Source organism: Actinomadura terrae, assembly GCF_022751215.1.
Taxonomy (GTDB): Bacteria; Actinomycetota; Actinomycetes; order Streptosporangiales; family Streptosporangiaceae; genus Spirillospora; species Spirillospora terrae.
The window spans coordinates 7,032-24,721 of the sequence record NZ_JAICDG010000012.1 but is presented as its reverse complement, the minus strand read 5'-3'; the positions used below and the strand labels follow the sequence as shown (position 1 = coordinate 24,721).

Below are 17,690 nucleotides of genomic sequence, written 5' to 3'. Positions count from 1 at the left end.
GTTTGCAGGGCGGGAGGCGGTTCCGGGTGTCGGTGCGGTTCACCGAGGAGGAGCATGCTCTGGTGCAGGCGGCGGCCCGGGCAAGGCCGGTGTCACGGCGGCGAACCTGGTGGCTGAGGCCGCGCTTGAGGCCGCCCGGTCCGACGGCGCGCCTGTTGACGAGCGGGTGCTGGCGGAGTTGCAGGTGATGCGGCGGCTTGTGCAGGCGTATGGGAGTCGGCTGACGGGTCAGGCCGCGGCGCGCGAGGGTGAGCCGGATCGTTCGCGGGTGGACCATGCCGCTCGCGCGTTGGAGGCTCTCAGCGGACGTCTGAGCGGGTTGTTGGACGGCCTGGAGGGCGCGCGGGCGCGTCACCGCTGAGCGGGGTAGCGGGCCCACGTTCCACCGGCGGCGGCGACGTGCTTGGTGGCGGTGCCGGGGTTGTAGCCGAGTGCTTGGGCGACGACGGGGGCCGGGGCTTGGAGGACGAGCTGGCGGAACGCGGCGGTGCGGGTCTGGGCGACCGGAAGGCCCAGGGCGCGAAGCTGCTGATGGAGAGCACCGGGGGTGAGAGGTCGCCCGGCGCGGCCGCCGGGGAACAGCCAGTCGGCCTCGGGGTTGGTCGCGGTGTTCATGTTGGCGCGGTTGGCGGCCAGCTCGGTGAGCATAGTGACGACCTTCAGAAAGTCCTGCACGACCGGCTACCCCCCGCCGGAACTTCCTAGCCGCGTCCGCAGTCGTGACACGCACCCTCGCCCGCCTGGACCAGGCGGGCGCTGACCCCACCCCGCCCCGAGCACGTGGGGACGGCCCCGGAATGCGCAGCGAGCATGGTCACCCACAGTGACTTTTGGGCGCTTCTGGGATGGAGAAGCATCCGATGAAGCCGTCAGAGCATCGGAGAGCCGCGAAGAGACTGAACGGGACCTGGCATATCGCGCGCAGGAGTTAGGCGCCAGAAGCCCTCTGAGGGCTTCAGTCGTTAGATAGAGGGGACGAGGGGCGCTTGAATATCGAAGCCACCAGCCGGCGCATCTTACTGGACCGTCGTTGACGGGACTTTTCGAGCGGTACCGCAGGGGGTGGCGGCTTTGGACTATGGGCGCGCAACTGCGGAGGGGGTGCGCGGTGGACCTGGTGCTCTGAGGGGGCCGGCGCGCCCGCCATGACCAATGAAGGTGGTAGGTCGCTGGCGGGGATGCCGTCGTGGGACGCGGCGATGTCGCGCAGGTCGCTGACACGACCGAATGCGTCCTGGGACTGCCAAAGCCGGAGTTCGCTGCGTTCTTGCCCCAGTTGGTCAAGGATCTGCTCGTTGTGCGCCCGGACACGTTGCAGGGCGATTCCCAGGCTGGCGGCCCTCTGATTGGCGGCGTCCTGGAGCGCCTGGTGCTGTTTGATCTGCTCCTCATACTCCTCGAACCGGGATTGGGCCTGGGTCCGCTCGTGCTGGACCGCCGCGTCGATCTTTGCCTGCCAGGCGTCCTCTACCCGCCTCCACTGAGCGGGCACTGCGGCCAGGTGCTGGATCTGCAGGTCAGCAGCGTGCTCGAAGTCCTCCCCGCGCTCGATCCCGTCGTGGAACACGGCCGCGAGGGTGCTGTCGAGCTCATCGACCACGCCCAGGGCCTGCGCTGAGAGGGCACGAGCCTCTTCTCGTGCACGTTCGAACGCCTGGTGGTCCTCCGTGCGCAGCCGCTGGAAGATCTCGGCCTGCCGCTGATGGATCTCGGATTTGCGCTGGTAGCCCTCGGCCAGTTGGAGATGCCGGTCGGCCCGGTGCTCGTACAGCTTGGCCCGCAAGCTGGCACCCAGCTTGTCCAGCGGGGTGACCGCCGGCTTGGCTGCGGCAACGGCGTCCCTGTACAGCCGATCGAGTTCGGTGCCCTCCTCATCGGTCAGCCGCCTCGCCTTATCGAGGACCTTCAGGATGAAGTACCCCAGGAAGTCATCACAGGGCAGCACATAGCCCAGGAAGCAGTCGTTGAGAGGGGTGCGGTCACCGATGCCCGCTAATTTTCTCACTGCTTCGGTGGAGAGATAACGGGTGTCTCTCAATTCGCACAGGAACCGCGCAAAGGCCTGGCCCTCCGGAGACGCGTCCGGATTGATCTGACGTTGCTTGCCCTGGGACATCGGAGCCGTCCAGAAATATTTTGATGTTGCGGGGGTTTGAGGACCGTGACCTGCAGATATGTAAGATCTTCTGAGGTGCTGAAGATTGTGATCAATGCTACGCCACGTTATCAACGAATAGTCCGAAAATGATCCGGATGGTTCCCCTCCATTCCTTGCGATGCCACGTTCCGGATGGAGGGGAACCGGCGCGAGCCCGGATCTATCGCAGCGATCCGCACTCAGGAGTCCAGCATGAGGCCTACACCTCGCGATGGCCAGCCCCCGGACGTCCTCCCGGGCGCACGTGAGGAGGGCGCGGAAGACCAGGAGCGCGTCCGGCCTGTCGGCAGGGCCGCCTGGATCGACCCGACCAGCAAGATCGGAGCCTTCTTGTACAACTTCTCCGCAGGTCTGTTGCTGTGGCTGCTGCTTGAGATAGGCAGCCATATAGAAATCAACTGGCACTGAATACGACGGCCCCTCCCGCTGCTGGCCGGGGCAGCCAACAGCAGGAGGGGCCTGTTAGGGCGCGGGAAGATCCGAAAGGGCGGCATGCTGACCACAGGGAGGCCCCCTCCGGGCCGAGTAAGCGCGGCGCTAGGGCAGGTCGTGGTCCCCGCGTTTGATCTGGTTCAGCAGCGTCCGCCAGTGCGGGACGGCGGCGGTGATCACAGGCCCGGCGGGGTCGGTGCTGTCGCGGACAGCGACGGCCTGGTGGGCGGCGGCGAGTTCGACGCATTCGTGGGTGTCGTCGCAGTGGGTGCTGGTGCGCCAGTTCAGCCGGTGCGCGGGGTGTTCTGTCTTGTGCAGCGGGTCTAGTCTCGTCATGACGAGCAGAACCTTTCTGTGATCACGGACGGTCTGGTCGTGCTGGAGAGGCGGGTCCCGGTCGCAACGGGGTGCCGCCTCTGGCTGAGGCCCTTCCTGCGCTCTGATGGCGGCGGGAGGGCCTTCGCCGTTTCCCGGGGTTGGCGGGGGTGGGCTAGTCGGCCTCGGGGTGGGGGGCCGGGGGGACCGAGAGGCGTTTGTGGGCCTCGATCCACTGGTCGATCTCGGTGTCGCTGCCGCCGCAACCGGCGATGTAGGCGCAGACCAGGTCGCGTTTGGGTAGCTTGTCGTTCTTGCCGATGGTGGAGAAGGCGCCGAAGGAGTAGGGCCGCTCCACCTTTGGGTGACGGGCGCATTCCTTGGCCATCTCGCGTAGCGGCCGGTCGCCGTAGAAGGTGCGGAAGGCCCTCATCTGCGCGACGAACTCACCTTGGTCGGCGGCGGTGCCGGGATCGGGCGGGGACACCTTGTGGGAGCCCTTGCGTCGGGCTCGTGGGGTTGTGGCGGGCGCGAGTTCCTCCTCGCCGTCGTCTTCTCTGCCGCCCCCGCCCCCGTCGTCGTCGCCGCTGTCGGGGGAGGGGGGTTGACATGGCTGGGGCTGGACCGCGTCGACGTGGTCCTGCGGGTCCACCTCCTCGGCCGGGGTCTTCGAGGCCTCGGCCAGGCCGTCGGATGTCAGCGGGTTCGGCGACAGAGACGGCCGGATCACGATCGAGTCCGATGCAGTCGAGTCCGGTTCCGGGGGCGGCCAGACCCAGGACGGGGCGCCCCGGGCCTGGGTGCGCGCGACGCGGCCCTCCTCGGGTGGGGGCTGGCTCGCATGCCATTCCTGGACCTGGTCGAACAGCTCCATCGCGACCTTCAGGTCGGCCTTAGCGGCGAGGCAGGCCACCAGCACCCCCTCCAGGGCTCCCCAGCTGATGCCGGTGAAGTCGCCAGCGACGATCTGGGCGAACTTGGCCGGGGTGACCCCGCGGGCTTCGGCCCGTGCGGTGAGGTCGTGCTTGCCGGACCTGCCGCCCTGCCGTCGGACGCGGTAGAACACGCCGCACACCAGCGCGTGCAGCAGGGTCGGGGCGTCCGCGCCGGGATGGGTCTCGGCCAAAAGCGCCTGGACGTCGTGAGGAGTCCACTTCTCGCGTCCCCGTCGGATGGGGCTCATGGGGGCGGCGGTGTCGCAGATCGGCGGCGCTCACGCAACTCCAGCCACAAGCAGGCCGCAGCTCTGCCGGGCCGACGGCCCGGTCGCGAGGGGAAAGGAGATCGAGCTCATGACGCTCCTAATTCGGTGTGTGCGAGGGGGATCCAGCTCTCCCAGGGCGGAGCAGGCGTATGGGCCCGCTGGGCTGATGGCCCGTCCGCGCGGGGAAGGGACTGGGACATGACGCTCCTGATGTCGCGGGACCGGGTGCGGTAGTGAAGGAAGATCGGGCGGGTAGCGACCGCCGGGTGAATACGTGGTAATGATCTGCCTCCGAATCGGGAGCATAGCCCCGGAGATACAGATCGGCATGCACCTCCAAGGGGGATTGGAGGGGCAATTCGGGGCATGTTGGACGCCCTACACCAAACTAAACAGCCACTACCTTTGACCTGCGAAAACAGCAAGATCAAGCATGTTTAGTCTTGTTAAGTTGTGTCCGGTGACACAAAATATGTGATGTAGCAGTATTTTTTCGAGATGCTGGGAGTTGTGCACCCCGGAGTTGAGACTGTGGTGCGCGTGCACGCGGTGTGCCTGTCCGTGGGATCGGGTGGCCACCAAACAGAAAAAACGGGAGACTGCGCGCAATCCGCAGTAGCGGCGGAACGCTCGGCACCCCACCAGCCGGTGCGTGCCGGAGTAGAGCGGGCTCCACCGCTCCAGCACGCACCGGCCCCAGCCCTCACCGTGACCGGAACACCCTCACAAACCACGCCCGTGACCTGCATGTTCAGTCATGTTCGACGTACGCTCGGCCCGTCCATGAGGCCTCGGCGAAGGACAACCCGCCGAAGGCCTCGCGCCGGCGCGCTCACCGCGTCTGCCGGCAACGTGCGCACCTTGGCCGAGGCCCTGCTGACCGCAGCGGTCGCCGACGAACGCGCCGCCGGGGCGGACTGGGAGACCATCGGCGCGGCGCTGAACGCGGATGCCTCCACCGCGCGCCGCCGCCACGGGCGAGGGCCTCTCGCCCGACCCGGTCCCCAGACCAGATGACGACGGGACTTTTTCGACTTTTCGACACCCCCACGCGCGCACGCGTACGCGCTTCTTAGGCGTCGCGAAACTCCCGGGCAGGCTCGTGGCGGCACGCTAGTCGGCAGCCGCGGCCGGACAAGGTCCAGCCATCCGGGCGGCTTGGAGGTCCTGGAATGGCCCCGTGGGTGAACGGTTCCTCAGTCGTCGTCCCACGGGGGTCGGCGCAGCCCATCGTGGAAGTCCTCCCAGAAACGTTCCAGCGCGTACTCCTCCTGCCGCCCGTCGCTCTCGAACCGGACCACGTCCAGGTCCATCGCGTTCGCTGCCGCGAGCACCAGGAACGCCAACTGCGTGTACTGCTCCTCCGAGGGGTCGTCGAGTCCGATTCGCAGCCACCGCTTCGCCATCGCATGCCCTTCCCCGGGAACCTGGAGCGTCCTATCGTCGGCGTCCCCCTGCGCGATCACATCTGACGAGATCGCCACAAAGCCCCAACCGCCCGGACCACACTCCCGAACTCATGGCGAAAGGTCCTGATCGCACGTACGTGCGATCAGGACCTTTCGCCTATCCGAGATCAGCTCACAGCTGACCACGCCGTGCTCCTCGGCCTCCTCTAAGTGGCCTCAGCTGCGGGATGCTTTAGGCGACCAGGCGGGTGGTGAAGCCCCGGTCCACCAGGCGCTGGTAGGCGTTGCGGACGTTGTCGGGCATCGGCTGGGGGATGGCGAACCCCCGGTCGGCGTAGAGCTCGATGCGCTGGGTGTCGCCGACCAGCATGTTCACCACTCGGTCGACGTCCCCGAGGGCGGCGACGTAGTGGTCGAGGGTCATCGGGATGGACCCGCAGATCACCTCGACCTCGGGCCAAATCTTGCGGCACGTGGCGTAGGCGCGTCGCTGCTGATACGGGCGGCTGATGAGCATGACCGTGCGGGGGGTGACGTTGTGCTCCGAGAGCAGCTTTCGGGTCAGGGTCAGGTTTTCGGCGGTGTTGGTCGCCGCCGGCTCCACCAGGATCGCCTCGGCCGGCACGCCGAGAGAGAGGGCGTGCTCGCGGTAGTGCACCGCTTCGCCGCGCGGGAAGCGCCCTCTGGTGGTGGGGGCGTTCGCGCCGGTGAACACGATGAGCGGAAACGTCGCCCGGCGCCACAGATCGGCGGCGTAGGTGGCCACGCTCAGGTCGTGCGAACCCAGGCCGATCCCGACGTCCACCGGCCGGACCTGGTGCCCCATCTGGTGATAAGCCCACAGCGTCGCCACATCGTCGCGGATGGCCGGGGACAGTATCGCCGGACGATGTTCGTCCTCGTCGGCGGCGGCTCGGGTGTGGTGACGGTATGCGGCCTCGGCGGCCGCCGCGAGCGGGCCGGGCAGGTCCTTCAAAGCCGCCATGTCCGCGTACACCGCGGCGATCTTGTGATGCGCCGCGCTCACCGCGCGAGCCAGTTCGCCCAGGTCATCGTCGAAGCCGGGACGGCGTCGATGCATCATCGCGCGACGCACCTCGGCGTCCGCAGCCTCCCAGCGAACCGCCAGGTCATTGGGGATGTCGGGCATTGTCGCCTCTCAGACCGGGATGGCCTACCGCCAGCCGATACCGGGTACCTGGAGGTTGGCCGCGCGGGCGGCGGCTAGGTTCGCCGCGAGCATCCCGCCCGGATCCCCACAGTCCAGGTAGGTTCCGGTGGTGGGGTGGATCAGCACAGGGCTGGCGGCGGCGAGATCGTTGATCGCGTCGGTGATCTGGAGTTCGCCGTTAGCGGCCGGGGTGAGCTTGCCGAGGTAGGTCATGATGTCCCCGGGTAGGACGGCGCGGCTGAGGTAGGCGTGCGCTTCCGGCGCTGTCCAGTCCGTCGGCTTTTCCACCAGCCGGTCAAGGATCATGTCGCCGCCCGACCTGGCACGCAGCACCCCGTACCGAGACGCCGCCGTTCCGGGCACGACGGCCGCCGCGACGGCTGCTGCGGCGCCGGCCCGCTCACGCGCGGCGACCAGGTCGGCCATATCTGACCCGCCGTCCTCGCGCAACAGCAGGTCATCGCCCGACATGCATAGGAAGTCGTCGCCAGCCACAAACGCCTCGGCGACCAATGGCGGTATCGCGGTTCCATATCGGCCGTCGCGAGGCTGCTCAAGGAAGGTAAAGCGGGCCAGCTTGTGCAGGCCCGCGATCCGCTCGTACTTGGCGTCCCACCCCCGGGCCTGGAAGTGGTCGCGTAGCTCGGCGTCCTCGGTGAAGTAGTGCCGGACCTGAGTGTCTCCGGGCGCGGTTATGATCGCGATTTGTTCGACGCCCGCTCGTAGGCAGTCCTGGACGGCCCAGTGCAGGACTGGCCGGTCCAAGACGGGGAGCATGCACTTGTTGATCGTCTTGGCGACGGGGAAGAACCGGGATCCGTATCCCGCCACCGCGATCACTGCCTTACGTACCGCCATGCTCGGTCACCTGACCTTGATGTTGTTGATTCGGCAGTACGCCGCGACCGCGTCGTCGTAGATCTTGGGGCGCGGCCACGTGGTGGCCTCGGCATCGCCTTGCTCGGCTGCCCGGACATGGCACAGCAGCTCGTCAGGGCCGGCCGTCTCCAGAACGGCCAGCAGGCCCGCCCAGTCATGGAGGCCGAACGCCACGGCGCGCGCTGCGCCGTCGGACAGGACAGCGGCCTGGCGGACCTTGCCGGGGCGCATGGACCCGGTGACCGCGTAGTCGGCGGCATCGGGCAGGGCGGCCGCAACCCAGTATCCGCCCACTTTGTTGCGGGCGGTGCGCCGCTCGGCGATCATCTCGCGCCGTGCAGCGGCGTGCGCGGCGGTCCCGGCCGGAGAGGACAGTAGCGCCTCGGAGTGCGCCATGGCGGTTTCGTTCACACGCCCGTCCTCGATGACCTGGATGCCCTCATAAATCGTGTCCAGGACCACCACGGCGTCGGACAGCACCAGATACTCCACATGACCGGCGGTCCGCAGGATCGCAACGGTGGCGGCCGGGGTGCCCGGGTGGGTCAGGTCGCACGTGTCGGCGTGCAGCTCGGCGACCTCGCGGATCGCGTCGGCTAGGGCCTCGGCGAGTGGAACCAGCGGAATCTCGGTCACCCGCCCCAGCAGGCGCGTACCGAGCTGCTGGACGTACCACGGGGTTCCGTGAATACATCCGGTGTCCATGCCGTCGGGCACCGACAGGCCGTCCAGGACCACCACGGCGTGACTGGTGGCGGCCACGTAGTCCTCGTTCACGTGGCCAGGCGCTGGCCGGGTCGCGAATGACACATCCATGATCTAGCTCCGATAGATGGGTGAAGCGGCCTTGGCCGCAGTGGCGATCAGGGTGTTCGGGTCGTACTCGCACTCGATCAGCATCGAGAACCGGTTCGTCTTGACCTGCGCGTACAGGTCGGCCATGGACGACTCCAGGTAGGCAACTGCGCCCTGCGAGGCGATCGCGTGCAGGCCCGCGATGCACAAGAACGTCCCGGCGCCGTCCGGCCGGGGCAGGCGCCCAAGGTAGGCGTAATCGCGGTTCTCGCCGACGTCGCGCGGTGACCGGAACTCGGTGCCGGTGTCCAGGTCGCGCAGGAACCACCGGCCGTCCTTCCCGGTGTCGAATCGCAGGTGCCGGTCACTCTGGAGGATCTGCCCCACCAGCGGGAACAAGCGTGGCCCGCCGATCACGATCAGGTTGTCCCGGTTCAGGTCCACCAGGCCGGGCGGCGGCACATCGTCCTCGGTCACGTCGAGCTGATGTGTCTTGGCCAGCGCGGTTAGCCGGGAGATGGCCTTAAGCGTCTCGACAGCGACCATTGGCTCCCCCGTGCCCTCGCCGGCCTTGCGGCCCATGGCGATGGTGAGGTTCCCGCTTCCCAGGAACGCGCGCTCAGGCGGCGGTCCGCTCCGGGTGATCTGACCGACCCGGCTACGGCTCATGCCGAGGCGTTCGGCGATCTGCGCGTACGACAGCCCTCGTCCGCCGTCGTGCAGGTTCAGGACGGCTTCTTTGCGGATGCGCGCCAGCTCGGCCCAGGCCGCGTGATAGTCGCCGAGCAGCGCGTCGGCCTGCTCTGCGCGCTCCGCGTCGTCCGTGATCCGGTCGATTTCCCGGACCCGGTCCCACAACTGAGGGTCCACTTCGCCCCCTTCCCGGTCCGTGTTGGGTGTCTAGGGGGCGCAGTCTAGGTGACAAGGGCTGTTCCGCAACCAGGGCCCCTCAAGAATGTGGCTTCCTGGATAGGGGTCTTGTCAGTCTCACGTCCTGGTCTTGACAGTGGATTGTGCAGCGACTTACGGTGGCCCCGCTTCCACTGTCAAGAACTCTCGCCAGCTAACGGAGAGGGATATTGGCGGCGGAATGTCCGAATCGACGGAAGCGGCCCCGGTGGTCGGACACCGGAGCCGCAGCAGGCCGAACGATGGGAGTCCAGCCTGTGGCCATCATCCACACCCCCGGCCGTGCCACGCACGACAACCCGGGCGATCTGCTGACCCGAGACGAGGTCGCGGACCTGTTCCGCGTCGAACCGTCCACCGTGAGCGAGTGGGCCCGCAGGGGCCGTCTCCGGTCCATTCGCACCCCCGGCGGGGCCCGCCGCTTCCGCGCAGAGGTCGTTTACGCCCAGCTGCAGGAGGCCGAGGCCGAGGGCACCACCGCCACCGAGTCCGGCGAGGCCAGCGCCGAAGGGGCAACGGTATGAAGCGCAAGCCCAACGTCCAGCAGGTGGTGCCCGAGCATCCGGACGAGCTGGCGCGAGAGCTGGAGCGGCGCCGGGATCTGGAGGCCGCGCGGCGCGCGGACGAGTTGGCGCGTGTGCGTGCCGAGGCCGGTCACGGGCGGGCCCGCGCTGATGTGCGCGAGGAGAGCACGCTGGTGGAGTTGGCGCGTGCTGAGCGTGAGGCCGATGTCCGTGCCAAGACCGAGCTGTCGCGGATGTACCGGCAGTTCCGCGCAGCCGGTGAGCGGACGCGGCTGACCAGCGAGATGGCGCGCAGCGGGGAGGCGCGTGCGCTGGGCCTGACTCGGCTGCGGGTGCAGAACTTGAAGGTTCTCGTCCCGGTTCTGCTGGGGTTCGCGGCCTGGTCCACGACGGGTGTGCAGCAGGGTGCGGCCCGGCTGATGAATGCGGACACGGCCGCGCCGACATGGTGGGCGCTGTGGATTCTGGAGCCGGTGCTGATCGGGGCGGTGGTGTGGATCATCGTGGCCCGCGCACGGCTGGCCGCGTCCGGCGGTGAGATCGCGGAAGCCGCGATCCACGCCGCGATTGGGTTCCTGACCACGAGCATCTTCCTGAACCTGGCCGCCGCTGTCCCGGACGTGGCGCCCGAGGGTGGTTGGGGAGTCAGCGATACAGCGGCCGTGCTCGCCAGCATGCTGGCGCACGCGGTCGCTCCGGTCGGCGCGGCGGTGACCGCGCACCTGATTGGCCTGATCGATACCTCGATCAGCGACGCCGATCCCTGGCACGACAAGGACGGCCAGGACGTGCCGCGGCTGGCCGAGATGGATCTCAACCTGCCTACCGGCTCCGCCGCCGCTCCCGCGCTGGAGACGGACGCCGTCGGCGACGGTCAGGGTGATGCCGAGGCCGTCCCGGTGACGGCCTGGCCGGTGCGGGTGGGCGAGCGCCGCGCCCTGCCGCTGGTGTCCCCGCCGCAGTCCGAGCCGGTGATCGTGTCCCTGCCGCATCCCGGGCGCGAGCCGCACGTCGACGACTACGAGCAGGACGAGCAGGCGGGGGGTGAGCGGTTGGAGTACACCGGTCCGCTCACCCAGGAGGAGGAGTCGGAGACCTCGGCGCCGTGGCGGCGGGAGCCGCCTGCGGTGCGCGAGGCGATCGCCCGGGTGTTGGGCGAGGACGTTGTGCGCGGCGCTGAGCAGTACCTGACCGAGCAGGCCGAGAACCCCGGCGCGCTGCGGGAGCTGCCGCCGCCCGCCAAGCGCCGCGAGCGCCCTGAGCGGCGGGTGAGCAGCCGGGATGAGCAGGCCGGTGAGCACGCGGGCGAGCGGCCGGTGAGCAGGCCGGACGAGCGCCCCGGTGCGCGAGCTGGTGAGCAGGCGGGGACGTGGTCGGGGCCTGCTCACAAAACCGGCGGCGATCTGCCCGGCGGTGGCGGAAATGAGCAGCCGGACGAGCGTGGTCAGGAGCGGGCCGTCGCTGATCCCCGCGCTCGGTTGGCCGCGGTCCGCGCTCTGCTCGCCCGCGAACCGGAGCTGAGCAGCAGCCAGATCAGCGAGCGTCTGGGGATGCCGCATTCGACGGCTCGGCGCCTGGCTGCTCAGGTCCGTCGTGAGCAGGACGGCGGTGAGCGGCGATGACCACGCCCCGCATGAGCACGGCGGGAACCCCCAATGAGCTGGACATCCGGCGCCAGCTCAACCAGGCCCGCCAGGACCTGGCCGCCGCGCACATCGACTTGAGCGTGTTGCGGTCGACCTTGCAGGCGCTGGCCAGCGACTCCCAGGTCATGGCGCTGCGTTATACGGAGCTGCACGTCGCCTACACCGAGTTGCTCACCCACGCCCGCGCGACCGCCGCGGCGGCCGCACGCGAGGAGCTGGCTCCGGCCGCCTTCATCACCGGGCATCTGGAGGAGATCGGGCTGCTCCCGGAGCCGGGCGCGGTGCCCGACCAGGTCGTCGCCGAGGGCCTGGCCGCCACCGCCCGGGTGGAGGGCAGGCGATGAACGCCCCCGCGACACCGATGGCGGCGCCGACGCCGGTGGAGGCCGAGCTGGCCGCCGAGGTTGCGGCTGTGCGCGGTGAGCAGGCGCGGTTGGATGCCAAGTGCGGCACGCTCACCGCCGTCGTCGCCGCCGTGACGGCCATCCTGACCAGCCAGATCGCCCGCGCGCCCTCCCCCGTCCGCGTCGTCCTGGCCCTCGCGGGCCTCGCGCTGGCCGCCTCGGCCGTGGTGTTGCTGGCCGGAGTGCTGCGCCCCCGGCTGGGCGTGGGCGGGTTCGTCCGCTACGCCGTCATGACCCCGGAGGCGATCGCCCAAAGGTTCGCCACGCGGGCACCGGAGGTCGCCGTCGCTGACCTGCAGTTCCTGTCGTACCTGGTGCTGGTCAAGCAGCAGCGGCTCAAGGTCGCGATCGACCTGCTGACCGTGGGCCTGGTGCTGATTGGGCTCGCGCTGGGCGTGGCGGTGATCGCATGACCGGCCACCAGACGCGGCGCGCGGCGCTGGCGGTCACGGCGGGCGGGCTGATGACGGTGCTGGCGGTCAGCGGCCACGCCGTCCCCACGACGTGGGCGGGCACCCCTGTGCGGGTGGTGGCCCCGCCCCGCCCCGGTCCGGGACAACCGGTCCCTGACCAGGAAGAAGGCCCCACCGGCAGCCCTGAACAAGTCACCGGTGAGGCCACCTCACAGAGAGGCGGTTTCCAGTATGGCCGACGCCAAGACCCAGAAGGCGCTGAGCAAGAAGGAAGAGGAGTGGACGCCGCTGCCCGGCAGCAACGGGCGCCCGGAGGCTCCCACCGGCAGCGCGAAAGGTATGGGCCGGTGAGCGCCAATGCGTGCTGCCCGAAGTGCCGGAGCAGCTCCGGCGTGAGCTACGAGGGCCGCGAGGGCGGCACCGGCCGCAGCAAGGACGTGTGGCGGTGCGACTCGCACGGCGAGTTCACCACGCCCGCCACTTGACCAGGTAAGACGCGGGGCCGGTCCTGGTCCGACCGGCCCCGCCACCCAACGGATCCACCCAAAGCGAACCGAAGGAGCACCCATCATGTCCCACCTGACCCCTCCCCGGCCCAGCACGGCGGACGCGGCGATCACGGCGGCCGGTCTGCCCCAGGCGCCGCCGTCCCAGGTCACCGGCGTCGTCCTCGCCGCGCCTCCGCAAAAGCCCGATGCCGCGCCTGGTGGCGCTGCCGCGGTCGGCGGTGGCCTGGGCCTGGTCATCGTCGTCGCGCTGGGGTTCCTGATCCACAAGCAGCTCGATAAGAAGAAGCTGAAGTTCAGCCACGCCATGATGTGCTTCACCATGGGCGTCCTGCTGGCCGGGAGCGTGTTCGGGATCATGGCCAAGCAGATCGCGGGCTCGCTGGGGACCGCGGGCGCGACGATGTTCAACACCGTCGCCACCAACGGCGGCGCCAGCTCCGGCGGCACGGGCGGCAACTCCAGCAGCGGCGGGTCCGGCAGCAGCTCCGGTGGCGGCTCGGGCGGCTCGAACGCGACGAACACCTTCGAGTACGGCCCCTACGACCCTAACAAGCCGTGACGGCTTGGGCGGCGGGCCGGACGCCGTCGCCGCCGGGTGGCGGCGCCGGTCCCGCCGCCCCCGGGCCGCGCCGACGGGCGCCTCAGGCGCCCGGTCTCACCGGCCGTCTCATCCCCTGTCTCACGGTGGTGTCTCACCGGTTCGTCTCACCCTCTTGACAGCCCCAAGACGCGCGCGTACACGCGCGCGCGATCCCCGTGAGACAGCCTCGGTGAGACGGCCGCCCAACCCCTTGATCGCTGGAGGTCGTCATGCCCCGGTCGCTGGAGTCGCTGGCGGCCCGCCGAGCGCGCAACCGGATCGAGTGGGCGCGGCACCGCCGTGACTCTGCGCATACAGAGACCGAGAAGCTCGCCGCCGTCTACGACTGCCTGAAGGCCGTCCTCGCCGAGCTCCCCGAGGAACGGGCCGACGCTGTGCGCGCCGAGATCCGCTCCGTCCTCGAAACCCATCTCGCCCGCCTCGCCCCGCCGCTGAAGGACTGATCATGAACATCCGTCCGGGCCGCTCGCGCGGCCGCGCCGACCGCCAAGCCCAGATCGACGCCGACTACAAGCAGGCGTTCGGCGACGGCGGCCCGCCTGCCTTCCTGCTCCCCCCACAGCCTCAGCAGCAGCCGGAGCGGCCCGAGGGCGCCGACACCCCCGCCGCCACCGCCAACCCCGAGGCCGCGCCTGCCATGCCTGCTGGGCCCGCCGTCGTACCGGCGTCCGGCGCGCCGGGCCAGGCCGCCGTGGAGTACCCGGCCGCCGTGGAGTACCCCTCGGAGGAGGGGTGGGTGCGGCGGCAGGCCGAGTGCGTGCGGGTGGGGGTGCAGGTCACCGGTCAGATGACGTGGGCGTGGGTGATGGCCGAGAACCTGTCGCAGGAGGAGATGGCCGCGCGGGTGGTGGAGGCCCACGAGGAGGCCGCCGAACGGGCCCGTGAGCAACTCGCCGAGGAGCGCGGCGGGAGCGGTGAGGAGCACCGGGCCCGCCGGGAGACGCGCCGTAGCGGTGGGCAGTCCCGGTCGCGGATCCCCTACGTCCCGGCCCTGGAGGAGGTGACCGGGCGGGAGATCCGCAAGGCCCGCGGCAAGCTCAAGCTCCAGCGGATGGCGTTCGCCGGCGCCGTGGTGGTGCTGGGGGCGCCGATGCTGCCCGCGCTGGTGGTCACCCAGCCGCTGGCGGTGCTGGGCACGCTGGTGATCGGGGTGCTGGTCCTGTGGGGTGTCGGCCACTACGAGCTGCGTGGGGAGGAGGACGAGAAGGACGACGCCGAGGGGCCAGGCGAAGGCGGCGCCGACGCCGCGAAGGCGGCCGTCCCGGCAGTGGAGGCGGGCGCGACGGCCCCCACCTCGGCGGACGCGGCGGACGCCGTCCCGACCGTGGAGCCGGACGGTGCGGCGAGCGGACCGGAGCTGCCGGTGGTGCAGGTTAACGGGGAGCCGATCGTGGACCGGTGCGCGGACTACACGCTGCCCTCCACCGAGAGCATGCGCAGCGTCCCCGCCAAGCCCGGCGGGGACCGCGAGGCCGAGCGGCTGGCCAAGGTGCTGGGCAAGGTCCTGAGCGACTTCGGCGTCGACGCGAGGGTCACCGGGTTCGTCCGGGGCCCGCGGATCACCCGGTTCGAGGTCGAGCTGGGTCCGGCGGTGAAGGTGGAGAAGGTCACCGCCCTGGCCAAGAACTTCTCCTACGCTGCCAAGTCGGCCGAGGTGCGGATCCTGTCGCCGATCCCGGGCAAGTCCGCGATCGGCGTGGAGATCCCCAACGCCACCGCCGACCTGGTCGCGCTCGGCGACGTGCTCCGCTCCCCCGTCGCTACCGAGGAGAAGCACCCGATGATCGTCGGGCTCGGCAAGGACGTCGAGGGCCGCACGATCGTGGCGAACCTGGCCAAGATGCCCCACATCCTGATCGCAGGGGCGACCGGCGCGGGCAAGTCCGCCTGCCTCAACGCCCTGATCACCAGCATCCTGACCCGGGCGCTGCCGTGCGATGTGCGGATGATCCTGATCGACCCCAAGCGGGTGGAGATGACCGCGTACCAGGGCGTCCCGCACCTGCTCACCCCCATCATCACCAACCCCCGCAAAGCCGCCGAAGCCCTGCAATGGGTCGTCGGAGAGATGAACCGGCGCTATGACCTGCTGGCCCACAACGGCGTCAAGCACCTCGACGAACTCAACACCAAGATCGCCGCGGGGAAGGCCCGCCACCAGGACGGCACCCCCCTCACCGAGCGCCTGCCCTACCTGCTGACGATCGTGGACGAGCTGGCCGACCTGATGATGGTCGCGCCCAAGGACGTCGAGGACTCCATCGTCCGCATCACCCAGCTCGCCCGCGCCTCGGGCATCCATCTCGTCCTGGCGACGCAGCGCCCGTCGGTGGACGTGGTGACCGGGCTGATCAAGGCCAACGTGCCGTCCCGGCTGGCGTTCACCACCTCATCGCTGGCCGACAGCCGCGTGATCCTGGACTCCCCCGGCGCCGAGAAACTCATCGGCCAGGGCGACGCCCTGTTCCTCCCCATGGGCGCCAGCGCCCCGATCCGGCTGCAGGGCGCCTACGTCTCCGATCCCGAGATCACCGCGATCGTCCGGCACTGCAAGGCCCAGAAGATCGCGATGCCCACCACCGACCCCAGCACCGACCAGATCACCCAGACCGCCCGGGCCGGCACCATCACCAACCCGTCGCCCCCGGTCGCCGACACCGGTGTCGGCGACGTTGACGAGGCGCGGCCGAACGCCCCGGCCGAGGCCTCGACCGGCGCGGACGACACAGGCCGAGACGATGCCGTCGAGAAGGCCGCGCCGAGCGCCTCGCCGACGAACGCCCCGGCGGCCGCGGACCGGATCCTGGCCGCGCTCGCCGCCGCCGGCGGCCCGATGTCACGCGCCGATCTGATCGAGGCGACCGGGATCTCCCGCGCGACCGTCTACCGGCAGTTGCCCACGCTGAAGGCCGCCGGACGCGTCGTCCAGGACGACAAGGGGAACTGGGCCCTGCCCGCCGCATCCGGCAGCTCGGCCGGGGCGGCCGCCGCGCTGCCCGACGACGTCGACGTGCCGCTGCTGCGCCAGGCCATCGAGCAGGTGGTCACCACGCAGTTCGGGTCGACCTCGATGCTCCAACGCAAACTCCGCGCCCCCTACGCGCAGGCCTGCGCGCTGATGGACCAGATGGAAAACCTGGGCGTGGTCGGCCCGGCCGACGGCTCCAAGGCCCGCGAGGTGCTGACCACGCCCGAGGGCCTGGACGCCGTCCTGGCCGAACTCCCCGCCGCCTGAAACCCCCGTACTGCCTGAACCTTCACCTGCGACAACTCCGAGGAGAGCCATGTCCACCTCCACCCTCGACAGCCTCGACTACACCGAGGAGCGCCTGGAGTTCATCCTGGCCCGCCTGGCCGAGGACCACCCCACCATCGCCGCGGTCACCGAGCGGCTGCTGAACCTCACCGCCGACGGCCAGGACGACGACGAGATCCCTGACCAGGCCTCCGAGCTGATGGACGTCGTCTACGCCGAAAGCGGCGAGATGCGCCGCTCCCACCTGGCCGTCGTCCTGGCCCTGGCCGCCGACGCCCAGCAGATGATCCAGGGCCTGCTCGCCGGAGTCGACGAAGCCCGCCTGCCCGACCCCGACGCCCTCGACAACATCTTGCAGGGGCTCGAAGAGGCCTCGGCGCCGCTCGCCGACCTCGCGCTCAACCTGTCCCGCCCCCGCGAACGCGAGGAGGCCCGGCGATGACCGACACCGCCCCGGTGAACCGCATCGCCGCCCCCAACCCGAAAGAGAGCACCACACACATGTCTGACCTGACCGGCCTGGAGGCGCTGGCCCTGGCCGACCTCACCAACGTCGACGCCCTCAACAAGATCGCCGAAGACCTCGCCGAGGACTTCCCCGCCGTCGCGCTCGCCATGGCCGCGATGACCACGTTCCTGGACTCCTCCGAGGACGACCTGTCCAACCTGTTCGAGGAAACCCTGGACCTGCGCCGCTCCCACGTCCTGGCCCTGGCCGCGCTCCTGGACGGCGTCCGCTCCCGCCTCGCGGGCCTGCTGGCCGAGTCGGCGCTGAACGTGTGGACCAGCGACGCCGCGCTCGACCCGGCCGTGGAGGCGCTCCGCGCCGCCGGCGGGCCTCTGCGCGACCTCGTCAAGGACCTCCACGACGACCTCACCGCCCGACAGTCGCGCTAGCCACACCGGCCCGGGCCGCACCGACGCGGCCCGGGCCTTCCTCGGCCCGTCAAACCCCACCAGCCCCACTCACCCCAGCGGATTTATCAGGACGAAAGGGCGCAGATGACACCGACCGCCCCGCTCGTGGCCGCCAGCCCGAGACGTAAAGGGGCTCGCTCTGCCACG

20 protein-coding genes are annotated in these 17,690 nt (G+C 70.0%); 11 read left to right on the top strand and 9 right to left on the bottom strand.

The annotated features are described in order from the left end of the window. Positions 1-351 precede the first annotated feature (351 nt). The gene (locus K2F47_RS39940; protein WP_242911470.1) at positions 352-675 is read right to left on the bottom strand and encodes a hypothetical protein; all 324 of its coding nucleotides are present in this window, start codon (positions 673-675) and stop codon (positions 352-354) included. A gap of 280 nt (positions 676-955) precedes the next feature. After that, complete coding sequence (locus K2F47_RS39935; protein ID WP_242911469.1) at positions 956-2,116, bottom strand: hypothetical protein; 1,161 nt, start codon at positions 2,114-2,116, stop codon at positions 956-958. A gap of 234 nt (positions 2,117-2,350) precedes the next feature. Here K2F47_RS39935 and K2F47_RS39930 point away from each other — a divergent pair, with 234 nt between their 5' ends. Beyond that, complete coding sequence (locus K2F47_RS39930) at positions 2,351-2,566, top strand: hypothetical protein (protein WP_242911468.1); 216 nt, start codon at positions 2,351-2,353, stop codon at positions 2,564-2,566. Between the two features lie 129 nt (positions 2,567-2,695). On the opposite strand, the gene K2F47_RS39925 is transcribed toward K2F47_RS39930, so the two are convergent. From K2F47_RS39925 to K2F47_RS39895, 7 genes are all read right to left on the bottom strand, one after another. Next, positions 2,696-2,926, bottom strand: a complete 231-nt coding sequence (locus K2F47_RS39925; RefSeq protein ID WP_242911467.1) for a DUF397 domain-containing protein — start codon at positions 2,924-2,926, stop codon at positions 2,696-2,698. Between the two features lie 154 nt (positions 2,927-3,080). Continuing rightward, on the bottom strand, positions 3,081-4,088 hold the full coding sequence (locus K2F47_RS39920; protein WP_242911466.1) for a hypothetical protein: 1,008 nt from the start codon (positions 4,086-4,088) through the stop codon (positions 3,081-3,083). Positions 4,089-5,305: 1,217 nt separating this feature from the next. Continuing rightward, positions 5,306-5,515 (bottom strand): hypothetical protein, encoded by a 210-nt coding sequence (locus K2F47_RS39915; RefSeq protein WP_242911465.1) that lies wholly within the window; start codon positions 5,513-5,515, stop codon positions 5,306-5,308. 235 nt (positions 5,516-5,750) lie between these two features. Further along, on the bottom strand, positions 5,751-6,668 hold the full coding sequence (locus K2F47_RS39910) for a YdcF family protein (RefSeq protein ID WP_242911464.1): 918 nt from the start codon (positions 6,666-6,668) through the stop codon (positions 5,751-5,753). 24 nt (positions 6,669-6,692) lie between these two features. Beyond that, positions 6,693-7,547 carry a sugar phosphate nucleotidyltransferase gene (locus tag K2F47_RS39905; RefSeq protein WP_242911463.1) on the bottom strand — a complete coding sequence of 285 codons (855 nt, stop codon included), beginning with the start codon at positions 7,545-7,547 and terminating at the stop codon, positions 6,693-6,695. A gap of 6 nt (positions 7,548-7,553) precedes the next feature. Beyond that, positions 7,554-8,345 (bottom strand): integrase, encoded by a 792-nt coding sequence (locus K2F47_RS39900; protein WP_242911462.1) that lies wholly within the window; start codon positions 8,343-8,345, stop codon positions 7,554-7,556. Between the two features lie 42 nt (positions 8,346-8,387). Further along, a complete protein-coding gene (locus K2F47_RS39895) occupies positions 8,388-9,233 on the bottom strand; it encodes a sigma factor-like helix-turn-helix DNA-binding protein (protein ID WP_242911461.1) in 846 nt (281 codons plus the stop codon). A gap of 296 nt (positions 9,234-9,529) precedes the next feature. On the opposite strand from K2F47_RS39895, the gene K2F47_RS39890 reads away from it, so the two are divergent. The 10 genes from K2F47_RS39890 (at position 9,530) to K2F47_RS39845 (ending at position 17,522) form a co-directional block, all read left to right on the top strand. Beyond that, positions 9,530-9,796 (top strand): helix-turn-helix domain-containing protein, encoded by a 267-nt coding sequence (locus K2F47_RS39890; protein WP_308198547.1) that lies wholly within the window; start codon positions 9,530-9,532, stop codon positions 9,794-9,796. Continuing rightward, positions 9,793-11,418, top strand: a complete 1,626-nt coding sequence (locus K2F47_RS39885) for a helix-turn-helix domain-containing protein (RefSeq protein ID WP_242911460.1) — start codon at positions 9,793-9,795, stop codon at positions 11,416-11,418. The genes K2F47_RS39890 and K2F47_RS39885 overlap by 4 nt, the downstream gene beginning before the upstream one ends. Next, complete coding sequence (locus K2F47_RS39880) at positions 11,415-11,786, top strand: hypothetical protein (RefSeq protein ID WP_242911459.1); 372 nt, start codon at positions 11,415-11,417, stop codon at positions 11,784-11,786. Before K2F47_RS39885 ends, K2F47_RS39880 begins: the two co-directional genes overlap by 4 nt. Further along, positions 11,783-12,259, top strand: a complete 477-nt coding sequence (locus K2F47_RS39875) for a Pycsar system effector family protein (RefSeq protein WP_242911458.1) — start codon at positions 11,783-11,785, stop codon at positions 12,257-12,259. The genes K2F47_RS39880 and K2F47_RS39875 overlap by 4 nt, the downstream gene beginning before the upstream one ends. Positions 12,260-12,606: 347 nt before the next feature. Further along, entirely contained in the window at positions 12,607-12,744 is a 138-nt protein-coding gene (locus tag K2F47_RS39870) for a hypothetical protein (RefSeq protein ID WP_242911457.1), read from the top strand. A gap of 85 nt (positions 12,745-12,829) precedes the next feature. After that, a complete protein-coding gene (locus K2F47_RS39865) occupies positions 12,830-13,327 on the top strand; it encodes a hypothetical protein (RefSeq protein WP_242911456.1) in 498 nt (165 codons plus the stop codon). Positions 13,328-13,578: 251 nt separating this feature from the next. Beyond that, positions 13,579-13,812, top strand: a complete 234-nt coding sequence (locus tag K2F47_RS39860; RefSeq protein ID WP_242911455.1) for a hypothetical protein — start codon at positions 13,579-13,581, stop codon at positions 13,810-13,812. Positions 13,813-13,814: 2 nt separating this feature from the next. Further along, positions 13,815-16,604 (top strand): DNA translocase FtsK, encoded by a 2,790-nt coding sequence (locus K2F47_RS39855; RefSeq protein ID WP_242911454.1) that lies wholly within the window; start codon positions 13,815-13,817, stop codon positions 16,602-16,604. Positions 16,605-16,653: 49 nt separating this feature from the next. Then, positions 16,654-17,067: a hypothetical protein gene (locus K2F47_RS39850; RefSeq protein ID WP_242911453.1), complete on the top strand. Its 414-nt coding sequence runs from the start codon at positions 16,654-16,656 to the stop codon at positions 17,065-17,067. Then, entirely contained in the window at positions 17,064-17,522 is a 459-nt protein-coding gene (locus tag K2F47_RS39845) for a hypothetical protein (protein WP_242911452.1), read from the top strand. The genes K2F47_RS39850 and K2F47_RS39845 overlap by 4 nt, the downstream gene beginning before the upstream one ends. Positions 17,523-17,690: the final 168 nt, after the last annotated feature.

Bases quoted from the DNA above. Each gene is read 5' to 3' on its own strand.
- K2F47_RS39935 (WP_242911469.1), bottom strand. From the start codon at position 2,116: ATGTCCCAGGGCAAGCAACGTCAGATCAATCCGGACGCGTCTCCGGAG.
- K2F47_RS39930 (WP_242911468.1), top strand. From the start codon at position 2,351: ATGAGGCCTACACCTCGCGATGGCCAGCCCCCGGACGTCCTCCCGGGC.
- K2F47_RS39925 (WP_242911467.1), bottom strand. From the start codon at position 2,926: ATGACGAGACTAGACCCGCTGCACAAGACAGAACACCCCGCGCACCGG.
- K2F47_RS39920 (WP_242911466.1), bottom strand. From the start codon at position 4,088: ATGAGCCCCATCCGACGGGGACGCGAGAAGTGGACTCCTCACGACGTC.
- K2F47_RS39915 (WP_242911465.1), bottom strand. From the start codon at position 5,515: ATGGCGAAGCGGTGGCTGCGAATCGGACTCGACGACCCCTCGGAGGAG.
- K2F47_RS39910 (WP_242911464.1), bottom strand. From the start codon at position 6,668: ATGCCCGACATCCCCAATGACCTGGCGGTTCGCTGGGAGGCTGCGGAC.
- K2F47_RS39905 (WP_242911463.1), bottom strand. From the start codon at position 7,547: ATGGCGGTACGTAAGGCAGTGATCGCGGTGGCGGGATACGGATCCCGG.
- K2F47_RS39885 (WP_242911460.1), top strand. From the start codon at position 9,793: ATGAAGCGCAAGCCCAACGTCCAGCAGGTGGTGCCCGAGCATCCGGAC.
- K2F47_RS39880 (WP_242911459.1), top strand. From the start codon at position 11,415: ATGACCACGCCCCGCATGAGCACGGCGGGAACCCCCAATGAGCTGGAC.
- K2F47_RS39875 (WP_242911458.1), top strand. From the start codon at position 11,783: ATGAACGCCCCCGCGACACCGATGGCGGCGCCGACGCCGGTGGAGGCC.
- K2F47_RS39865 (WP_242911456.1), top strand. From the start codon at position 12,830: ATGTCCCACCTGACCCCTCCCCGGCCCAGCACGGCGGACGCGGCGATC.
- K2F47_RS39860 (WP_242911455.1), top strand. From the start codon at position 13,579: ATGCCCCGGTCGCTGGAGTCGCTGGCGGCCCGCCGAGCGCGCAACCGG.
- K2F47_RS39855 (WP_242911454.1), top strand. From the start codon at position 13,815: ATGAACATCCGTCCGGGCCGCTCGCGCGGCCGCGCCGACCGCCAAGCC.
- K2F47_RS39850 (WP_242911453.1), top strand. From the start codon at position 16,654: ATGTCCACCTCCACCCTCGACAGCCTCGACTACACCGAGGAGCGCCTG.
- K2F47_RS39845 (WP_242911452.1), top strand. From the start codon at position 17,064: ATGACCGACACCGCCCCGGTGAACCGCATCGCCGCCCCCAACCCGAAA.